The following is a 19,908-nucleotide window of genomic DNA, read 5'->3' on the forward strand; positions in this document are numbered from 1 at the left end:
CCCTTCAGTTTGAACATTTCTATTAAATTATTATTTTATTAATGATAGTTTGGTGTTCTTGTAGATGGGTCTCATCTTTCTGAACATGATATAAAGGTGATTGTTCTCACAGATAATGTTACCTGTGAGAACAATTACTATGTTACATAGGTACAGAGTTGTTATTTCCTTGTGCTGCTGCTTTTTCAGTACGAACAACAGAACGGTCAGATAATACAACGAATGGATAGTAGATTACCATCGCAATTACAAAGTTGAATAACTGTAGAACTGCACCTGAGAAATGTCCACCCGTTACAAGATAACCACTAATAATTGGTGGTGTTGCCCATGGAATCATCACAACTGTTTTTGGTACCCAACCAATAGATATCGCTGTATAAGAAGTAATTACTAATACGATTGGTGTTATGATAAACGGTAAGAATAAAATTGGATTTAAAATAATTGGTGTACCAAAGATTACTGGTTCATTAATATTGAATGCACCTGGTCCAATTGATAAGCGAGATACACCGCGTAATTGTGCACTTTTTGCTACAAGTAATACGACCACTAAGAACGCTAATGTTGCACCAGAACCACCAAGATATACAAAAGTATCAAAGAATGGTTTTGTAATAATGTTTGGAACATCAAATGCAGATGTACCACCTTGGAATAACTTCATATTTTTCTCTAATGCCGGTAAGTATAATGGCTCAATAATACCACCAACGATATTTGGCCCATGTAAACCGAAGAACCAAAGAAGATGAACAAGGAGTACAATGACAATTGCACTTGGTAATGTCCCTGCTAAACTTTGCAGTGGTGATTGAATCGTATTAAAGATAAATTCATGAACACTTGTACCAGCTAATTTCACTGCTAATTGAATACCTGCAACTACTGTTAAGATAACAAATGCTGGAACTATAGCTGCGAAAGATCTTAAAACTGCTGGTGGTACTCCATCAGGCATTTTAAAAGTAATGTTTCTTTGTACAAAGAAACGGAATACCTCAGTAACAAGGAGTGCCACGATAATTGCTACGAATAGCCCTTGTGCCCCTGTCCAAGCTAAGTTCAATCCGCCTTCTTTCGGTGTTGTTGGCGTAAGAATAATTAACGCACCAAATGAAATAATACCTGCTGACAAACCATCAACGCCGTAAGATTTTGCTAAGTTATAACTTGTTGTAAATGCTATGATTAGTGCTAGAATTGCGAAAGAACCAGTCCACATTCCACCGCCAACTTGTTTCCACGTTTCACCAAACAAACCTTTCATGAACTCTTGGAAAGCTTCAGACGGAAAACCATTAATTAGTGATGCCAATGCACCAACTAAAATAAGTGGCATAACTGCAATAAATCCATCACGGATCGCAGCTAAGTGACGTTGCGATCCGATTTTACCAGCGACAGGAACAATATACTTCTCCATAAATGCAATAAACTTTTGCATTTCGCTTCCCCCCTAATTATTTTTTTAGTGTTAATGCGTGATCTAAAACTGCTTCTCCATTCATCATGCCGTAATGCATTGGGTTAATAACATCGACTCCAACGTTTTTCTCATCGGCAAGCGTTTTCATTGTAGAAAGCATGTAACGAACTTGCGGTCCTAATAATAGTACGTCTGCTTGATCGATATTGTTTTTTACTGCATCCCCAGATACAGCCCAAATCTTACCTTCTAGACCACGAGCTTTTGCAGCCGCTTCCATTTTTGTAACTAGTAAACTTGTAGACATCCCTGCTGAACAACATAATAAAATATTCATTTATAAATCCCCCTTGTGTGGTATAAAAAATTTATGTTTTTATTTTTCTTTACGCTATTTATTAATGCAATTACCGTGCCAACTTTTCAAAACGCCTAAAATCAGCGTTTTTTCGAGTGATTTCTTTGTGTGTTACCGCTTTCAATCAGTGTGTCCCCCAAAAAACACACAGTGTGTTATAAAACACCTCACTTTTAACACATAACTGTATGAAAATAGATTAGTGTTTAGTTGTCTAGTTGTGTTTAAAACAAAAAAACACTAATTTTTTTAAAAGTGTGAAAATATAGCACCAAAAAATATAATATTTCAAATCAAATCAAAACAAATACCTATTCAAGACACTCGTCTAGTTATTGTCCAGTCAAACTCTATTAAATTACATAGAATAAAATAAAGTATTTTGAAAGGGGATTCCAATGCCAAAGCATAGAAAAAAGAATAGAATGAAGATTTATAGAATACAGGCTCAAAATAAATGGTATAAACAAGAAGAGGATTCTGAATTAAATTCCAACACGGATACACTAGATCGACAGGACACTGAAGATAAACAAGACAGACCTGACAAACACGACGAACCAGATAAACACGACGAGGATGAAGACGATAAGCAAGTACAATCGGAAAATGTAATTATAGTACCCACAGATTCACACAGCTTAGATGTGTGGGATGAAATTTCTCTAAAGGAAATACAAGCTGGTGAACATACGAATTTATTTGAAGAAAAGAGTAATTATCAAAATATTAATTTAGTCCAAGTAAACGATGTTCGCTTATACTTGGACAAGCAACTACAATTCAGCTCCGTTGATGAGCAAATTTATCATGAAGCGCTTGTACATCCGATTATGGCAAAAGTAATTGATCCAAAACGTGTTCTCATATTAGGTGGTGGCGATGGTCTTGCCTTACGAGAAGTTTTGAAATATGAAACTGTGCTACACGTAGACCTTGTTGATTTAGACGAGGCAATGATTAATATGGCACGTAATGTTCCAGAAATAGTATCTTTAAACAAAAACGCTTTTTTTGATAATCGCGTGAACGTGCACGTATGCGATGCAAAAGAATTTCTAAATTCACCTTCATCTTTATACGATGTAATCATCATTGATTTCCCTGATCCAGCGACAGAGTTATTAAGTACTTTATATACAAGCGAACTTTTTGCTCGTATAGCTACGTTTTTAACAGAAGATGGTGCGTTTGTCTGCCAATCTAATTCACCTGCTGATGCACCTCTAGTATATTGGAGCATCGGTAACACTATTGAACATGCTGGATTAACTGTGAAAAGTTATCACGCAATCGTTCCTTCTTTCGGAACTGACTGGGGATTTCATATTGCTGCTAATTCTGCCTATGTACTCGATCAAATTGAGCAATTATATGTAATACCAACTCCTCGAACATTACCTTCTCTTCTTTCTCCTTTGTTTCAATTTAAAGAAGAACATTTAGAACAACGTAATCTCGCTCTTTTAAACTCAGAATCGAATCTTATCCTACATCAATGTTACAAAAAGGAAATGGAGTTTTGACAATATTATAGTAAGGAGTGCTACCCTATGGAATATTCTACTTTTGGTAAGCATATAATAGTAGATTTATGGGGAGTGGACTTTTCCCTATTAGATGATGTTCACTTTTTAGAATATCATTTAGTTAACGCTGCAGATTGCTCTGGTGCCCATATTTTAAACGTAAGTACAAAAGAATTCGATCCGCATGGCGTTACTGTTTTAGTTTTACTATCCGAAAGCCACCTTTCAATTCACACTTATCCAGAAAAAAACTTTGCAGCCATCGACTGTTATACGTGCGGTACGACCGTTGAACCGCAAATAGCGATTAATTATATCGTAAGTATATTAAGACCAAATGAGATGCATATAAAAAAACTAATTCGTGGTACAGGAGAGATTGTTACTGCCGATTAATTATCACTCTTACTCATCCGTAAAAAGGAGGATTGTAAATACCATCAGTGGAACAAACACTCCACTGATGGTACGGGCACATACATAAAAAAACCTCGCATAAGCAAGGTTCATTCATCCACCGACATCTTCCTATATAATTCTACAAACTCACTCGCCAATTCCTTCACTGTAATTGCGTTCATTAAATGATCTTGCGCATGCACCATCAAAAGGGTAACTTCGGTTTTTTCCCCGGCAGCCTCTTTCTGTATGAGCTCTGTTTGTAAACGATGCGCCTCTTGCAATTCATTTAAAGCTTCTTGTAGTTTCGCTTCTGCTTCCTGAAATTCACCGCGCTTTGCGCAATCAATTGCTTCCATTGAGCAGCTTCTCGCATTACCACCATGCAAAATTAAGTGAAAAGCTTTCGTCTCTATCGTATCCATTTTAGTTCTTTACTCCCCCTTTTCTTCCGCTACTTTTTGTTTATCCCATATTTTTAAGAACGGTAAGTAAATAAAGAATGCAAGTGCAAAGTTAACAAGTTGTAACACAACACCTGAAATTTTCCCGCCTGATCCTAAATATCCACTAAAAAGAATAGGTGTCGTCCAAGGTACAGCCGCTCCGCTCGGACGTGCGACCCATCCCCATTCCATTGCAAAGTAAGAAACAACCGTTAACACAACTGGTACAAGTATAAATGGAATAAGTAAAAGCGGGTTCATTACTATCGGCATACCGAAAGTCACCATTTCATTAATATTAAAAATACCTGGTGCAATCGATAATCGCCCTAAACTTTTTAATTGCTGACTTCGCGCAAATAGTAACATTCCTACAACTAAAGCGAGTGTCGCACCAGAACCGCCCATATAAATCCATAAATCAAAAAACTGTGCAGTAATCGTATTCGGTACATCTTGCCCTGCTTGGAAAGCAACTCGGTTTTGATCCATTAACGACAACCAAACGGGGCTCATTACACCACCAACAATAGTAGCACCATGAATTCCACACGACCAAAGAACATGAACGAGAATAACTGCTATTATTGCGCCCCAAAGACTAGCACCAAGTACACTAAGTGGTTCCTGTAAAATTTGCCCCACAATATTATGGATACTGCCAAAAGAAGTATTTTCTATAATTAAGCGCAAAATCCAAATAACCGTTACAACAATAAAACCTGGAACAAGTGCCGCAAATGAACGTGTCACAGCTGGTGGAACTGTCTCCGGCATCTTTATAATCATCTTTTTTTGTACAATAAACCGATAAAGTTCAGTAGATATAATTGCAATAATCATCGCTACAAATAAACCTTGGCTTCCCATTAGCGCCGCTGGGATTGCTCCATCTACAATCACACTTTCCTTCGTGCTTGGTATAATATATGCAACTTGAAATGGAGTTGCAAGTAAAAACGTCACAAGCGACAATGCTCCGGATGCTAAAGCGTCCACTTTATAATATTCTCCAAGTCTGTAAGCGATTCCAAAAACAGCTATTAAAGCCATTATATTAAAAGTTGCACTAACTGGATACCCTAAAGCCCTCTGCCAATTCTCACCAAATAAACCTGCCATAAAATCATTATATCCTGGTATTGGTAATGCACTAATAATAAGGAAAAATGATCCAATAATCAAGAAAGGCATCGTTAAAACAATTCCATCACGAATCGCTTGCAAATGTCTCTGTTCTGCAACCTTCCCTGCCACTGGCATCACATATTTCTCTAAAAACCCTATCATCTATCCCACACTCCTCATGGTTTCATTAACAAAGCTGCTTGCAAGATAGCTTCTCCATTACAAAGCCCGTAATGGACAGATTGAATGACATCAACAGGTATTCCCTTGTCCTTACATAATTCTTTCATTTTCGGTAATAAATAACGTACTTGCGGTCCAAGTAAAAGTACATCTGCAGTATCAATATGATTTCGCACTTCTGAACCTGATGCTGCCCAAATCTTTACCTGTATCCCTCTTGCCTCTGCTGCTTTCTCCATTTTTGTAACAATCAAACTGGAAGACATTCCCGCTGCACAGCAAAGTAAAATATTCATCTCGCTCTCCTCCCCCTTTTTCCAAACCTAAGTTATGGTGTAGCCCTTGCCACCACTAGGTTACAAATATATATGTCTAGATTTCTAACTGTATGCCGAGCTTAAAAACAAAAATTTCTCGGTTTTCACGCTATTCCATCTATCCGTATTTTCCTAGTAAAGAAGTCTCTAACTCGCTATAATGATTCAGTATGATTTTTTATAATCGATAGGAGGATATATTTATGAAGGCATATCGCTTTCCGCTTATTTTATTATCTTCTATCCTAATTGGTGGTTTCATTGGTTATTTCATGGGTGCCGATGCAGTTGCTTTAAAGCCGCTTGGTGACATTTTCTTAAACTTAATGTTTACGATTGTTGTACCGTTAGTGTTCTTTAGCATCGCGTCATCTATTGCTAATATGGATGGATTAAAACGTTTCGGTAAAATTATGTCTAGTATGGCTGGAACTTTCTTATTTACAAGTATTTTAGCTGCTATTTTTATGATTATTATCGTGAAAGTATTCCCGCCAGCACAAGGTGTTGTATTAGAACTAACGCAGCCTGATAAAGCTGAAAAAGCAGTTAGTGTTGCTGATCAAATTGTTGGTATCATAACAGTATCAGACTTTTCAAAGTTACTATCTCGAGAGAACATGCTAGCTCTTATTTTCTTCTCTATCTTAATGGGGGTTGCAACTTCAGCAGTTGGTGAAAAAGGGAAACCATTCGCTACATTCCTACAAGCTGGTGCAGAAATTTCAATGAAAGTCGTATCTTTCATTATGTACTACGCTCCAATCGGACTAGCTGCCTACTTCGCAGCATTAGTTGGTGAATTCGGACCACAACTTCTTGGAACTTACTTCCGAGCAGCAATGGTATACTATCCAGCTTCTCTTATTTACTTCTTTGTATTCTTTACATTCTATGCGTACCTTGCAGGTCGCAAACAAGGTGTACAAGTATTTTGGAAGAACATGGTCTCTCCTACAGTTACATCACTTGCAACTTGTAGTAGTGCCGCAAGTATTCCAGCGAACTTAGAAGCAACGAAGAAAATGGGTATTTCTTCTGACGTTCGTGAAACAGTTGTCCTTCTTGGATCTACACTTCATAAAGACGGATCTGTTTTAGGCGGGGTATTAAAAATTGCTTTCTTATTCGGTATTTTCAACATGGAATTCGAAGGACCGAAAACATTAGCAATTGCACTTGTTGTTTCTCTATTAGTAGGAACAGTAATGGGTGCTATTCCGGGCGGAGGTATGATTGGTGAAATGTTAATCGTTTCTCTATACGGATTCCCACCAGAAGCATTGCCAATTATCGCAGCAATTAGTACAATCATCGATCCTCCTGCAACAGTGTTAAACGTAACAGGAGATAACGCTTGTGCCGTAATGACAGCTCGCCTTGTAGAAGGTAAAAACTGGATCAAAAATAAATTTGCTTAATATATAGAAAGAGGATGCTCGGTGGAGCATCCTCTTTTTTGTTGTTATTTGTCGAAACGTCGATATAATCCCATCCCGCCACAATTTTGTTATAATCTTCACAAGTATTCCACATCCATTATCCATTCTCCGTACTATAATCATGTATGGAAAAGGAGATGGATACAATGACTCAAAGCACACCAGAATTCAAAGTTTTGCAAAGCATTGCATTTCTTGCTGTCGTTTTGCAAAGTTCCTTATTATATACAATGAATCAAGGAAATGTCTTACTCGAGCAATCCCTCATTATGGGCATGCTATTTAATCTTGCAAAATTTTCAGCACCTGCGTTCATATTTATCGTCGGCTTCCATTTAATTCGGCTATATACGAAGCAACTCGTTTACAGAGAATATATTTATGAAAAAGCCGCACATTTACTCATTCCTTATTTCTTCTGGTCTATTCTTTACCTATTAACAACAAACGATGTCATTACACTACAAGGCGGAATAAAAAGTTTATTACTCGGAACAGCTGCACCTCATCTTTGGTACGTTATTATGATGTTCCAAATTCACTTATTGTTCCCGTTACTATGCACACTATTTTATTGGTTTCAAAAACGAACAGAAAATAAAAAAGACATATATAAATATATGACCATTTTCGCTTGTCTATATTTCTTCTTAATGTGGTACTCTTCTCACTACATTTTTAATGGAGAGAAACTGACTAGTTCAACCATTTTACATTATACAGATCGTTCCTTCTTCTTCTACTCATTCTATTTCGTCATGGGAGGAATAGCTGCTGTATCATTAAAAACTTGGCGTATATTTGTCATGAAACATATTCCGCTTATAACAATCTTATTTTTCATCTTATTTTTATTCATCAATTATGAGTTATTTAGTTTTTACGGCGCCAATTCTATTCATTTAACGGTTTCTACTTATTTAAAACCGTCCATGTTTTTATATATTGTTTGTGAAATTATGATACTGTACGTGTTATCTATTACAGTTGTACAGCGACGTGGTTTCTTATATAAAGCTCTACGTTTTATCGGGAATTACACGTATGGCGCTTATTTAGCTCATTTTTTCTTCTTGCAACTATGTACAAAATTTCTTTCTTTATTCACACTGCAAGAAAACACAATATTATATAGCCTATTATTATTTACAATAACGGCCACAATCTCGATTTCAGCAATGGTCATTTGCAGTACACTACCATTTCATACGTGGATTACAGGGCCTTCCCCTACGACAAATATGAAATGGGCGAAGATTGCCATTCGGAAAAATCATGAAAAAGTATTTAAACCATATATTTGATATAATAGTATTTCATATAAGAAAAGAAAGTAGGACACACCTATGATTAATCAAATTGGACAAATTATGTTATATGTAAATAACCAAGATGAATCAGTACAATTTTGGACAGAAACAGTAGGATTCCAAATCGTTGCGGAAGAAAATAACGGTCAAGGATTTCGCTGGATTGAAATTGCGCCGGCAAAAGAAGCTGGAACAAGCATCGTCCTTCACGATAAGGCGTTAATTGCGAAGATGCAACCTGAATTAAACTTAAATACCCCTTCACTTATGTTCTTCTCTAATAACTTAGATCAACTGTATAAAGATCTTTCTGAGAAAAGCGTTACAGTTGGACAAGTTGTAGATTTACCTACTGGTAGAGCATTCAACTTTGCTGATAATGAAAATAACTACTTTGCAGTTATGGAAAAGAAATAAGAAAAAGCTATCCGGAAAGGTCATAATAAAACCTTTTCGGATAGCTTCTTTTATTAAGAAACTTGCTCTGCATTCGTTTCCTTATGCTGTATATGACTCGTAACCCATGTGATTCCACCAGCGACAACGAGATAGCATAATAAAATTAAAATTTGCATTCGTAATTGCGACCAATCTCCTAAAGAGATAACATCTTGTAATCCTCTAAGAGAATGAGACATTGGGAGAAACTGTCCAATTTTGCTAAGCACAGCTATATTTAACTCTCCTGGGAAAGTACCTCCGCTCGTCGCTAATTGAAGAACGAGAAGCGTTACCGCTGCGAACTTCCCAACAATGCCGAATACCGTTACTAACATAAGAATAAATGTCATGAACGTAAAGGAAATAACAATACTTGATAAAACAAAGAGTGATACACTTGCAACTTCTAATTTCATAACTCCTAACACTACCACATCTACAAGTAGTGCTTGAATGAGTCCAATTAAATATACTAATCCTAGTTTATTAATAAAATGTACTGTTCCGCTTACCTTCATATTTTGTCTACGGCCAAGAGGTAAAATATTCGATGCCATAATTCCGCCAACATAAAATGCCAGTGATAAAAAGTATGGTGCAATACCTGAACCGTAGTTAGGCACATCAGAAACTGTCGACTTCACTAATTGAACCGGCTCTGAGAACATCGTATTGCGTGCATCATCATTGCGAACATCCGCTATCTTCTCTGCGCCCTCTCCCAATTTCGTAGAAAGTTCTTTCGCACCATCGTCAAGTTTAACAAGTCCGTTCGTTAACTTATCAGCACCATGATTCAGCTCTGTTCCGCCACTCGCAAGGTGATTTACACCTTCTTGTAATGATGTAAATCCATTTCCCCACTTCGTAAATCCATCAGCTAAATTCGAAGTACCATCTGCTATCTTTTTCGTTCCAGCGGTAGCTTCGTTTAACTTAACTCCGAATGTATTCATGCCTTCCTCAATCTTATGCTGACCATCAGTAAGCTTCCGCGCACCTTGTGTCAATTGTTGTTGGCTATTGTTTAAAGTGTTTGTTGCTTTAGCTAATCCGTTAGAAGTAGCAATGATCTTTTGAAAAGCAGGATCTTGCTGCACTTCTGGATGACTTTTCACGTACTCTTCTAATTGTTGTTTTACACTATTTGCTGCATTGTCCGCTTTCACTTGCCCTTCAGCAAGTTTCTCACTTCCGTTCACCCATTCATTTGTACCAGCACTTAATTCACTAACTCCTGATTGTAAAGACTTCTCACCCTGTGCTAGCAGCTCCATACCATTATGAAGTGATGTCGCTCCCTGACTAAGCTCATTTGCTCCCCCAGTTAAGGCCGATTGACTAGAGGCAAGCTTATCACTTCCTTCTTTTAACTTCACTGTTCCATCATTTAAACGATGAATACCATCTGTAAGCTGATTCGCCCCATTTTTTGCATCCGTCGTTCCTTCATGTAACTTCTCAGCGCCATTACTTGCATCACTCAACCCTTGTGCCAAATCTTGAAACTTTGAAAAGACACCTTCTGTATAAGATTTCGTAATACTATTTGAGATTTTTGTTTTCATATTTTCAACAGCTGTCGTTCCAATTTGAGCTGCTACAAAGTTTTTACCTGGATTTACTTTATACTGCAATTGTGCCGGCTCTGGTTTCTCATCCATTAGTGTACTTACCTTTTTAGAGAACTCCTCCGGAATCGTAACCACCATATAATACTTATCTTCTTTTAGCCCTTCATCAGCATCTTTTTCTGATACGAAATGAAACGCCAATTCCTTATTCTCTTTTAAATTTTTAACAAAATCGTCTCCAGCCTGGATTGTTTTTTCATCCATCACAGCACCCTTATCTAAATTAACAACTGCAACAGGTAATTTATCTAATTTTCCGTACGGATCCCAATATCCAGCTAAGAAGAATCCTGAATAAATTAAAGGAACGATTAATAAAAAAATTAAAGCGATACGTCCATGTTTATGGTTCCACATCGCCTTCCAATCTTTAAATATAAGTTGAATTCCCTTCATGAAACATACTCCTTCTCCTAATTTAACACCCTTCGAATGGTTTAACAGATTTACTATACACGTCACTTTCCATACTGTATAATACATCTTTAATTATCAATTCATTCCTTTTGGTCTATAGAAAGGAGATTCGAAGTGGAACTTCTTCAATTAAAATACTTTCAGACAGTCGCACGACTAGAACATATGACAAAAGCAGCTGAAGAATTGCATATCGCGCAGCCTTCACTCAGTAAAACAATCGCTAGACTAGAAAAGGACTTAGGCGTCCCCTTATTTGATCGCCAAGGTCGACAGATTACATTAAACTCTTTCGGCAAAGTATTTTTAAAACGAGTAGAACGCATTTTTCATGAATTAAGTGAAGGGGAACGCGAAATTAAAGATTTAGCTGAATTACAACAAGGCTCTATTACACTTGCAGTTTCTATTCCAAGAATATTACCCGAGCTACTCGGTTCTTTTTTACTAGAACATCCTAACGTTCGATTCCAACAATTTCTCGCATCTACTCCTTCTATGAAGCGGCAACTAGATAATATGGAAATTGATTTTTGTATCTCCTCTGTACCAATTGAAGGCGAGGAAATGGTTTGGGAACCACTTATCACAGAAGAAATTTTCTTAGCTGTTCCTTCAGGAAATCGGTTATCAAACCGCGAAAGTATCTATTTGCATGAAGTAAAAGACGAATCGTTTATTAGTATGAACACTGGTTACGGATTTCGGCACTTAACAGATGAATTTTGTAAAAAAGCTGGTTTCACTCCACATATCGCTTTTGAAGTAGATGAACCAACCGTGATTAGCGATCTCATTAAGCAAGGTCTTGGCATCGCCTTTGTCCCAAGTTTAACTTTATTAAAAAACTCTACTTTAGCATCAAATAAGTTACGTATTATTGAACCTAATTGCGAACGAACTATCGGCTTAAGTTGGTCGAAGAAGCGCTATTTATCAAACACCGCCCAGCAATTTCGTGAATTCGTGATTGATTACTTCTCCAATATTAGGGCGTAAAATTATATCGCTTTACAAACAAATAACGACACAAATAAAAGGTACCATCCCCATAGGTTGGCACCTTTTATTTTTTACTCTTATCCAATTCCATTTCCGCTAAAAGCGGCAATACGTTATCGAAAATATGTGTATTATTATTCTCACCTGTTACATATCCACCATAATATCTACTAAATACATTATCATTTCGGAATGTAATCATCCGCTCATACAATTCCTTCGCAAACTTTGTATCACCTGTTTGTAGTACGTACAAAATTGTTAATCCGTAAGATGCTGGTGATTCATAGTTCACAGCTTGTTTTCCCGTTTCTAAGTTATAACGTCCATATAACTTTTCGTCTTCGCGAAATTTCTTCTTTATAAATTCCAAATAAGCATCTGATGAAAGACCGCCTAAACTACGATGATAAGCAACGTATGATTGATCAATAAGATTCACTTCTTTATCGTACGTAAATGTCCCATCATCTTTATACTCTTTCGGGAATGCCCAGCCCTGCCTTGGATAATCCGCTAAAAACTGAACAACTTCCTGATACTGCTGTGCAGAAATTTTTCCATACTTTTTCATATAAGAGAATGCATGCGGATTTATGTAAGATGTTGTTGCAAAGTTATTTTGTTTTCCTGTATCTGCATCGTAATAATCAACGTAATAATTACCTTTTTTATTATAACGAAGTACAGAATCACTCAATTGATCTGCAAGGTTTTTATAGCGATCTTCCTTGTACATTTCATAAGCACGATATAATTGTTCTATAATACGAAGATCATCGATAAGTGCATTAGTAGCTGACTGCATTTCTCCCTTTTCAGAGATTTTCCATATAACGATGCGATCCTTGTGTACAAAGTTATTTTGAATAACCTTCACTTGTTCATCAAATAAAGCTTGATCATCTTTATCAAGTGTATATTGTAGCCATAACCCTGCAGATTCTGATAAAGCTTCACGGCCCTTCGCTTCACCCTTACCTGCCTTTGTATCCTCTAAGCGATACGTTGCAAGTGTTCCATTTTCATTCACCATATGTCGTAAAATAAAATGCTCGGTACGATTTCCTTGTAAAGCTGACCAAAATACAACTCCACCTAAAGCGATTAAGAGAATAACCCCAATCCCTATATATAAACGTTTTCGCAAGCTTTTCACCTCCTTTTAAGGCTAACCTTAATTTTACCAGAACATACGCAAATATAAAAAAGACAATCCTTTAGATTGTCTCTCCCACCTTATCCTTCGCAAGCCTCTTTAGAAGGTCTATATAGCGATTCCACAAGTCGATCATATTCACGACGCGTAATTTCTTTATTATACAACTTTAATAATAAATCTCTATGCTCTCTTGAAAATGCCATCTTTTTAATGACTTCAGGATACATAAAACACCCTCTCCATTTCACATAAACTTCTTCATCCCGGAAACAGAACTTACGTTCGCATAAAAGATTATAAAAGATTCAGCCCTAAAAAACAAATAAAATATTACTAAATATCAATTTCTTTCTTTTTAGAATATTTAAACACTATATTACCGTACTCATTTTTTAAATACATATATGTTTTTGGTAGTTTTTTGAATAAATTTTCCAATTCAATCAGAAAATAATGGCAAAAAGAAGAGGAGTATACATATGGATACCGTAACATTAGCAAGGGCATTTTTTGGTTCTTCATTAGCATTCCACATTATCTTTGCAACGCTTGGAGTCGGGCTTTCTTTAATGATTTTTATAAGTGAAATACTCTATCACTGGAAGAAAGATTCCGACTATGCCATTATGGCAAAAAGATGGACAAAGGCTTTTGCTATCCTTCTCGGTGTAGCAATTCCAACTGGAACAATTGTTGGTGTACAAATTTCACTTCTTTGGCCTGGTTTCGCCAAAATTGTTGGGCAAGTTATTTCCGTTCCGTTTCAAATTGAGATTTTCGCCTTCTTTTTAGAGGCTTTATTCATGTCTATTTACGTATATGCGGCTGATAAACTACCTCCAGTTATGAGATTAATCTCGCTATTTTTCGTTATGATTGGCGCCACTGCATCTGCCGTGCTTATTACATCGGCAAACACATGGATGAATACACCTGCGGGCTTTTCAATGAATCCAGATGGCTCAGTTTTTAACGTTGATCCGTGGAAAGCTTTCTTTAATCCGAGCTTTGGCACAAGTGCATTCCACGTCGTTATTACGGCCTATACAACTGGAGCAGCTGTTATTGCTTCTATCGCTGGATTTAAATTATTAAAGAAAAATTTAAGTGCTCGTGAAATTGCTTACCATAAAAAAGGATTACTGTTAGGGCTTGTCGTTACATTTATCACAGGTGCTACGATGTGGCTTTCAGGACACGAATCTGCTATTGCCTTACATAAACATTCACCTGAAAAACTAGCATCTGCTGAAGCTTTGTTTGAAACGACATCACACGCGCCTTTATCGATTGGCGGGGTTGTGGACCCTAACACACTTGAACTAAACTATGCCCTTGAAATTCCGAACATGCTTAGCTTATTAGTGGGACTAGACCCTAACACCGTTGTAAAAGGTCTAAAGGAATTCCCGCAAGAAACATGGCCACCATTTTACACACATACACTGTTCAATTTAATGGTCGGCACCGCTGCCTTTACCTTTGCAGTTGCAGCTATTGCCCTCTTATATTGGTACTTTGTTTACCGAAAAAAAGGAGTAGAGTTACCGAAGTGGCTTCTTTGGGGAGCTGCCGCCTGTGGACCCGTTATGTTGCTCGGTATTGAATTCGGATGGATTTTTAGTTGTAGTGGTCGTCAGCCATGGACAATTTATGGCATGCAACGCACGGTAGATGCTTCTACGCGCGCTGATTTCGTCGGTCCTTTATTTGTTTTATTCATCATTTTATATATCGGACTCGGTATTTTAACAGTCTTTGTACTACGGACATTCTTTAAGAAACATCCGTTAAAGAATGATTTACATCACGAAGGAGGCGATTCTCGTGCATGAGGAAAGCATTGCAATCATCATCTTATGGGCTCTTATTTTCGTATATAGCATACTAGGGTCTATTGATTTTGGAGCTGGTTTTTGGGGCATGGTATACGCTAAACACCCGACGCTTGCTGCCAAGCTTGCTAATCGGTACTTATCACCAACTTGGGAAGTAACAAATACGTTTCTTGTCTTTGTCGTCGTTGCTTTTCTCGGTTTCTTCCCAAAAGCGGCCTTTACCCTTGCAACCGTTATGTTTGTACCAGTTATGTTAATTTTAGTACTCGTTGCGATTCGTAGTACATTTATGGTATTTGCTTACTCCCTGCCAAAATACCAACACCTTCTTCGGATTATTTCAGGTATTACCGGGCTCTTAATCCCAGCTCTATTAATTACCGTTCTGCCAGTTACAGAAGGTGCCTATATTACGATGTCTGAAGGAAAAGAAGTGCTCCTTTACGGAAAACTTCTTTCTAGTCCCGTTATTTATTGTTATATGCTCTTCGGACTAACTTCGGAACTATTTCTATCATCTCTCTTTCTTGCTGATTTTGCTAGGGAACAAGGTTCTGAAGATACGTACCGAATTTATAGAAGAAATGCCATCATACTTGGTCCTGCAACGCTCGTGACTGCTATTATCGCTCTCGTTGTAATGGACCCTGAAACACACTGGCTTATGCAAGGACTAATAAAGCAATTCCCATGGTTTACAGTCTCTATCATTTTATTTGTTATCGGATACTCTTCCCTTTGGTGGACAAATAAGAAATATGGCACACTAGGCTTTCCTCGCATTGCAGTTTTAGCTGTCGTCGCTCAATATGCATTTGCAAGCTACGCTTACGGCGTCGCCCATTTACCTTATATCATTTACCCGGACGTAACTGTATTTACAAGCTTTACGACGGTCGAAACATTCTATGCACTTCTTATTCTTTACGCAATCGGGATTGCAATTTTACTACCAGGATTTATTTTCTTCTGGAATTTATTCTTAAAAGATCGAACATTTTTAAAGGAAAAATAGTAAATTAGGGGCATTCACACATAGAATGCCCCTAATTTATTAGACTCCTCTCCTAATAGTTATTACACTACTACTTATACTTGCCTTATTGCTCAAAATACACATATTCACTAGATTAAGGTAGATGCCTAGTTCTTCTTATTTTCTTTTGAATATAATGCTATATAAACTTGAGACAAGCTACATTTGTTCAAGGGAAAATAGAAAGGTAGGTTAAATATGAGCATTGAAATATGGATTACTATTATTGTATTCTTCTTAACGATGATTGTTATCTTTTGGCGCCCTCGTGGTTTAAATGAGGCGTGGCCGGCAGCAGTCGGCGCTAGCATTATCCTCATTACTGGACTTGTATCAAAACCAGACGTCATGGACATTATAAGTAAAATCGGCGGTGCCTCTATAACGATATTAGCGACCATCGTTATGGCAGTTATATTAGAAAGCTTCGGCTTCTTCCACTGGTCCGCAGCGAAACTCGCAAATTTAGCGAAAGGTTCCGGACGACGCCTATACTGGTACATTCAATTACTATGTTTTCTTATGACTCTTTTATTTAATAATGACGGTAGTATTTTAATTACAACACCGATTTTAATTTTACTTCTGAAAAACCTTCAATTAAAACCTCATCAACAAATCCCTTATTTATTAAGCGGTGCTTTAATCGCCACTGCATCTAGTGCACCAATTGGTGTAAGTAATATTGTAAACTTAATTGCCTTAAATATCGTCCACATGACTCTTTATATGCATACTGCTATGATGTTTGTACCTGCAACACTAGGACTACTGTTTATGTCATGGCTCATGTATACAGTTTTAAAGAAAAAAATTCCAGAAAGATTGCCTGTTTCTTCATATGATATTGAAGAAATTTTCTTCACGAAAAACTTCCATCCGTTAAAAGGACAAAATTCTGTTAATACGAAACAAAAACGTACGAAATTCATGTTAAAAGTATTAGGCTTCGTCTTCCTTATGCGCTGTCTTCTATTCGTTGCATCCTTCTTATCGATTCCAATCGAAATCGTTGCCGTACTCGGTTCACTCGTTCTTCTCATCTGGAGATGGTACTACTTACGAACAAACCCAGTCGATATTTTGAAAAAGACACCGTGGCACATTTTAATTTTCGCCTTCTCTATGTACGTAATTATTTACGGGCTTCACAACGCAGGATTAACAGCGGCACTTGTAAGTTGGCTCGAACCAGTTGTAAGTCAGCATCTACTCTATGCCAGCTTTGCAATGGGCGGACTCGTTTCCCTCCTCTCTAACGTCTTCAATAACCACCCTGCACTTATGATTGGTACAATCACACTAACAGAAATGGGACTAGATCCAGTCACATTAAAAACTATCTATCTCGCAAATATCATCGGTAGTGACATCGGTTCACTATTATTACCAATCGGTACACTAGCTTCCCTCATTTGGATGTATATCTTAAGACAAAACAAAATTAAAGTGAAATGGAAAGATTATTTAAGCGTATCTCTCATCGTAATCCCACTCACAACAGTCGTCACATTATTCCTCTTATACTACTGGGTACAATTATTCTTCACCTTATAAAGTGAAACTTTATAAGGTGGGTGGGTGTTCATCCCCCACTGATTATTAGCCCGCACCAATCGGGCGTTTACGAACAGTTTATCTCCCACCTAACTTCTTTGCTCCAGCCGAATTTTGAGGTGGGAGTTTTACTGCCCACAAATAGCGGGATAGACGACAGAAGCCCCCTTTGCTACCGTCTTAGCAAAGGGGGCTTCTTCTATATTTAAGTTAGGTACTACAGTGTGATCAATCAAGTAAAGAGGTGTAACGTATTATTGGTATAAATGACTACCAGTGTCTTTAAATTCTTTCGCTTTCGCTTTCATCCCTTTTTCAATTGCTTCTGTCGTTTCTAAATCATTGTCTTTCGCATATTCACGAATATCATGTGAAATTCTCATACTACAAAACTTCGGTCCACACATTGAACAGAAATGAGCCGTTTTCGCACCTTCTGCTGGCAGTGTTTCATCGTGATATTCCATCGCACGTTCAGGATCTAAAGATAAATTAAATTGATCGCGCCAACGGAATTCAAAGCGAGCTTTTGAAAGTGCATCATCACGCTGATGAGCCGTTTTATGCCCTTTCGCAAGATCGGCTGCATGTGCAGCGATTTTGTACGTAATAACCCCCGTGCGAACATCATCTTTGTTCGGTAAACCTAAATGTTCTTTCGGGGTTACATAACAAAGCATCGCCGTTCCAAACCAACCGATCATCGCAGCACCAATCGCTGAAGTAATATGATCATAACCTGGTGCAATATCTGTCGTTAACGGCCCAAGTGTATAGAACGGCGCACCCTGACAAATATCAAGTTCTTTCTCCATATTTTCTTTAATTAAATGCATCGGTACATGCCCAGGTCCTTCAATCATAACTTGCACATCATGTTTCCAAGCGATTTTTGTTAATTCACCAAGTGTCTCAAGCTCAGAAAACTGCGCTTCGTCATTTGCATCTGCAATAGAACCTGGACGTAATCCATCTCCAAGAGAAAACGAAACATCGTACTGCTTCATAATTTCACAAATCTCTTCAAAGTGAGTATATAGGAAGTTTTCTTTATGATGGAATAAACACCACTGCGCCATAATCGAACCACCGCGCGAAACAATACCTGTCATACGCTTTGCAGTAATTGGAATGTAACGAAGTAATACACCAGCGTGAATCGTGAAGTAATCAACGCCTTGCTCCGCCTGCTCAATTAACGTATCACGATACACTTCCCACGTTAAATCCTCTGCAATTCCGTTTACTTTTTCAAGCGCTTGATAAATTGGCACAGTTCCAACTGGTACCGGAGCATTACGAATAATCCACTCACGTGTTGTATGAATGTTTTTACCTGTAGATAAATCCATAATCGTATCTGCACCCCAGCGAGTCGCCCACGTCATCTTCTCTACTTCTTCTGCAATAGAAGACGATACAGCAGAGTTTCCGATATTTGCATTTACCTTCACGTGAAAATTACGTCCAATTATCATCGGTTCCGCTTCAGGATGGTTAATGTTCGCCGGCAAAATCGCACGACCTTCTGCAATCTCCTTACGAACAAATTCAGGCTCTACCCCTTCACGAATCGCAACATATTCCATCTCAGACGTAATAATGCCATTACGCGCATAATGCATTTGCGAAACATTTGCACCTTGCTTCGCTCTAAGCGGCTTACGATCCATTTGCGGGAAAACAGGTGTATGTTTTGAAGCCACTTTCACACCGTCATCCTCAGGTTTAATTTCGCGTCCTTCATAAGCTTCCACATCACCACGCCCCAAGGTCCAAGAGTGGCGCGGCGCCTGCAACCCTTTTTCCAGCTCCACTTTATACTCTGGATCTGTATAAGGTCCACTCGTATCATACACACGGATTGGCGGATTTTGAACACCGTTCGTATCGCTTTGTTCAATCTCGCGCATTGGTACTTTCATACCTTCACGTGTTCCATCCACATACACTTTCTTACTTCCTGGTAAACTCGATTTCAATTCAATTTGCTCAGCTGAAACAGACTGTTTCATAACCTTTGTTGCCCCCCTGTTCGTGACAAGGACGAGATATGGCCAGCGCATGCCAAAATAAAAAGAGCCAGGTCCATAAAAGAATAAGGACCTGGCTCATAAAGACATAATTATGTAAAACCGTTAACTTCCCTACGCTGGTACGAGCCAGATCAGGTCCAAAGGGTTAAGAAGTTCACACGCTTCTCTCTCAGCCTACGCATACGTTAGGCACCCCTAGTTTATCACTGATTTAATTTTCAATACTTTCCCATCATACACT

Annotated in this window: 18 protein-coding genes and 1 riboswitch; of the genes, 9 read left to right on the forward strand and 9 right to left on the reverse strand. The window is 37.9% G+C overall.

Annotation, left to right across the window (positions count from 1 at the left end):
- Positions 1-142 precede the first annotated feature (142 nt).
- Together celB (JFT95_RS23595) and JFT95_RS23600 are read right to left on the reverse strand one after the other, a co-directional pair.
- Positions 143-1,450, reverse strand: a complete 1,308-nt coding sequence (celB, locus tag JFT95_RS23595) for a PTS cellobiose transporter subunit IIC (protein ID WP_002034742.1) — start codon at positions 1,448-1,450, stop codon at positions 143-145.
- A 16-nt stretch (positions 1,451-1,466) separates the two neighbouring features.
- Positions 1,467-1,769: a PTS sugar transporter subunit IIB gene (locus tag JFT95_RS23600; protein WP_001023565.1), complete on the reverse strand. Its 303-nt coding sequence runs from the start codon at positions 1,767-1,769 to the stop codon at positions 1,467-1,469.
- Between the two features lie 419 nt (positions 1,770-2,188).
- On the opposite strand from JFT95_RS23600, the gene JFT95_RS23605 reads away from it, so the two are divergent.
- Together JFT95_RS23605 and speD are read left to right on the forward strand one after the other, a co-directional pair.
- The gene (locus JFT95_RS23605) at positions 2,189-3,316 is read left to right on the forward strand and encodes a polyamine aminopropyltransferase (RefSeq protein WP_201053363.1); all 1,128 of its coding nucleotides are present in this window, start codon (positions 2,189-2,191) and stop codon (positions 3,314-3,316) included.
- 27 nt (positions 3,317-3,343) lie between these two features.
- Entirely contained in the window at positions 3,344-3,715 is a 372-nt protein-coding gene (speD, locus tag JFT95_RS23610; protein WP_201053364.1) for an adenosylmethionine decarboxylase, read from the forward strand.
- Between the two features lie 110 nt (positions 3,716-3,825).
- On the opposite strand, the gene JFT95_RS23615 is transcribed toward speD, so the two are convergent.
- From JFT95_RS23615 to JFT95_RS23625, 3 genes are read right to left on the reverse strand one after another with little or no spacing between them, the layout of a single operon-like run.
- On the reverse strand, positions 3,826-4,143 hold the full coding sequence (locus tag JFT95_RS23615) for a PTS sugar transporter subunit IIA (protein ID WP_002016162.1): 318 nt from the start codon (positions 4,141-4,143) through the stop codon (positions 3,826-3,828).
- Positions 4,144-4,152: 9 nt separating this feature from the next.
- Positions 4,153-5,454, reverse strand: a complete 1,302-nt coding sequence (gene celB / locus JFT95_RS23620) for a PTS cellobiose transporter subunit IIC (RefSeq protein WP_002016164.1) — start codon at positions 5,452-5,454, stop codon at positions 4,153-4,155.
- A gap of 14 nt (positions 5,455-5,468) precedes the next feature.
- Entirely contained in the window at positions 5,469-5,771 is a 303-nt protein-coding gene (locus JFT95_RS23625; protein ID WP_201053366.1) for a PTS sugar transporter subunit IIB, read from the reverse strand.
- A gap of 224 nt (positions 5,772-5,995) precedes the next feature.
- Between JFT95_RS23625 and JFT95_RS23630 the strand changes: the two genes are divergently transcribed.
- The 3 genes from JFT95_RS23630 to JFT95_RS23640 all read left to right on the forward strand — a co-directional run bounded on the left by JFT95_RS23630 (position 5,996) and on the right by JFT95_RS23640 (position 8,961).
- Positions 5,996-7,213, forward strand: a complete 1,218-nt coding sequence (locus JFT95_RS23630; RefSeq protein ID WP_002016167.1) for a dicarboxylate/amino acid:cation symporter — start codon at positions 5,996-5,998, stop codon at positions 7,211-7,213.
- A gap of 167 nt (positions 7,214-7,380) precedes the next feature.
- Positions 7,381-8,538, forward strand: a complete 1,158-nt coding sequence (locus JFT95_RS23635) for an acyltransferase (protein ID WP_201053367.1) — start codon at positions 7,381-7,383, stop codon at positions 8,536-8,538.
- A 42-nt stretch (positions 8,539-8,580) separates the two neighbouring features.
- Positions 8,581-8,961 carry a VOC family protein gene (locus tag JFT95_RS23640; RefSeq protein WP_002034775.1) on the forward strand — a complete coding sequence of 127 codons (381 nt, stop codon included), beginning with the start codon at positions 8,581-8,583 and terminating at the stop codon, positions 8,959-8,961.
- 53 nt (positions 8,962-9,014) lie between these two features.
- Here JFT95_RS23640 and JFT95_RS23645 read toward each other — a convergent pair whose 3' ends face one another.
- Positions 9,015-11,015 (reverse strand): YhgE/Pip family protein, encoded by a 2,001-nt coding sequence (locus JFT95_RS23645; RefSeq protein WP_078205044.1) that lies wholly within the window; start codon positions 11,013-11,015, stop codon positions 9,015-9,017.
- A 135-nt stretch (positions 11,016-11,150) separates the two neighbouring features.
- Here JFT95_RS23645 and JFT95_RS23650 point away from each other — a divergent pair, with 135 nt between their 5' ends.
- Positions 11,151-12,035: a LysR family transcriptional regulator gene (locus tag JFT95_RS23650; RefSeq protein ID WP_201053368.1), complete on the forward strand. Its 885-nt coding sequence runs from the start codon at positions 11,151-11,153 to the stop codon at positions 12,033-12,035.
- A 67-nt stretch (positions 12,036-12,102) separates the two neighbouring features.
- Here JFT95_RS23650 and JFT95_RS23655 read toward each other — a convergent pair whose 3' ends face one another.
- Together JFT95_RS23655 and JFT95_RS23660 are read right to left on the reverse strand one after the other, a co-directional pair.
- Complete coding sequence (locus tag JFT95_RS23655) at positions 12,103-13,188, reverse strand: transcriptional regulator (protein ID WP_201053369.1); 1,086 nt, start codon at positions 13,186-13,188, stop codon at positions 12,103-12,105.
- A gap of 89 nt (positions 13,189-13,277) precedes the next feature.
- Positions 13,278-13,427, reverse strand: coding sequence for a hypothetical protein (locus JFT95_RS23660; protein ID WP_002016173.1), 150 nt, complete (start codon positions 13,425-13,427; stop codon positions 13,278-13,280).
- A gap of 252 nt (positions 13,428-13,679) precedes the next feature.
- Between JFT95_RS23660 and cydA the strand changes: the two genes are divergently transcribed.
- The 3 genes from cydA (at position 13,680) to JFT95_RS23675 (ending at position 17,631) form a co-directional block, all read left to right on the forward strand.
- Positions 13,680-15,035: a cytochrome ubiquinol oxidase subunit I gene (gene cydA, locus JFT95_RS23665; RefSeq protein WP_002034780.1), complete on the forward strand. Its 1,356-nt coding sequence runs from the start codon at positions 13,680-13,682 to the stop codon at positions 15,033-15,035.
- Positions 15,028-16,053 (forward strand): cytochrome d ubiquinol oxidase subunit II, encoded by a 1,026-nt coding sequence (locus JFT95_RS23670; protein ID WP_002089640.1) that lies wholly within the window; start codon positions 15,028-15,030, stop codon positions 16,051-16,053. The genes cydA and JFT95_RS23670 overlap by 8 nt, the downstream gene beginning before the upstream one ends.
- A gap of 219 nt (positions 16,054-16,272) precedes the next feature.
- On the forward strand, positions 16,273-17,631 hold the full coding sequence (locus tag JFT95_RS23675) for an arsenic transporter (RefSeq protein ID WP_050000986.1): 1,359 nt from the start codon (positions 16,273-16,275) through the stop codon (positions 17,629-17,631).
- 254 nt (positions 17,632-17,885) lie between these two features.
- Here the strand turns inward: JFT95_RS23675 and thiC are convergent, their stop codons facing one another.
- Entirely contained in the window at positions 17,886-19,646 is a 1,761-nt protein-coding gene (gene thiC, locus JFT95_RS23680) for a phosphomethylpyrimidine synthase ThiC (RefSeq protein ID WP_201053370.1), read from the reverse strand.
- A gap of 112 nt (positions 19,647-19,758) precedes the next feature.
- A riboswitch (TPP riboswitch) is annotated at positions 19,759-19,874 on the reverse strand.
- Positions 19,875-19,908 lie beyond the last annotated feature (34 nt).

This window comes from Bacillus sp. TH17, assembly GCF_016651125.1.
In the GTDB taxonomy this organism is placed as follows: domain Bacteria; phylum Bacillota; class Bacilli; order Bacillales; family Bacillaceae_G; genus Bacillus_A; species Bacillus_A mycoides.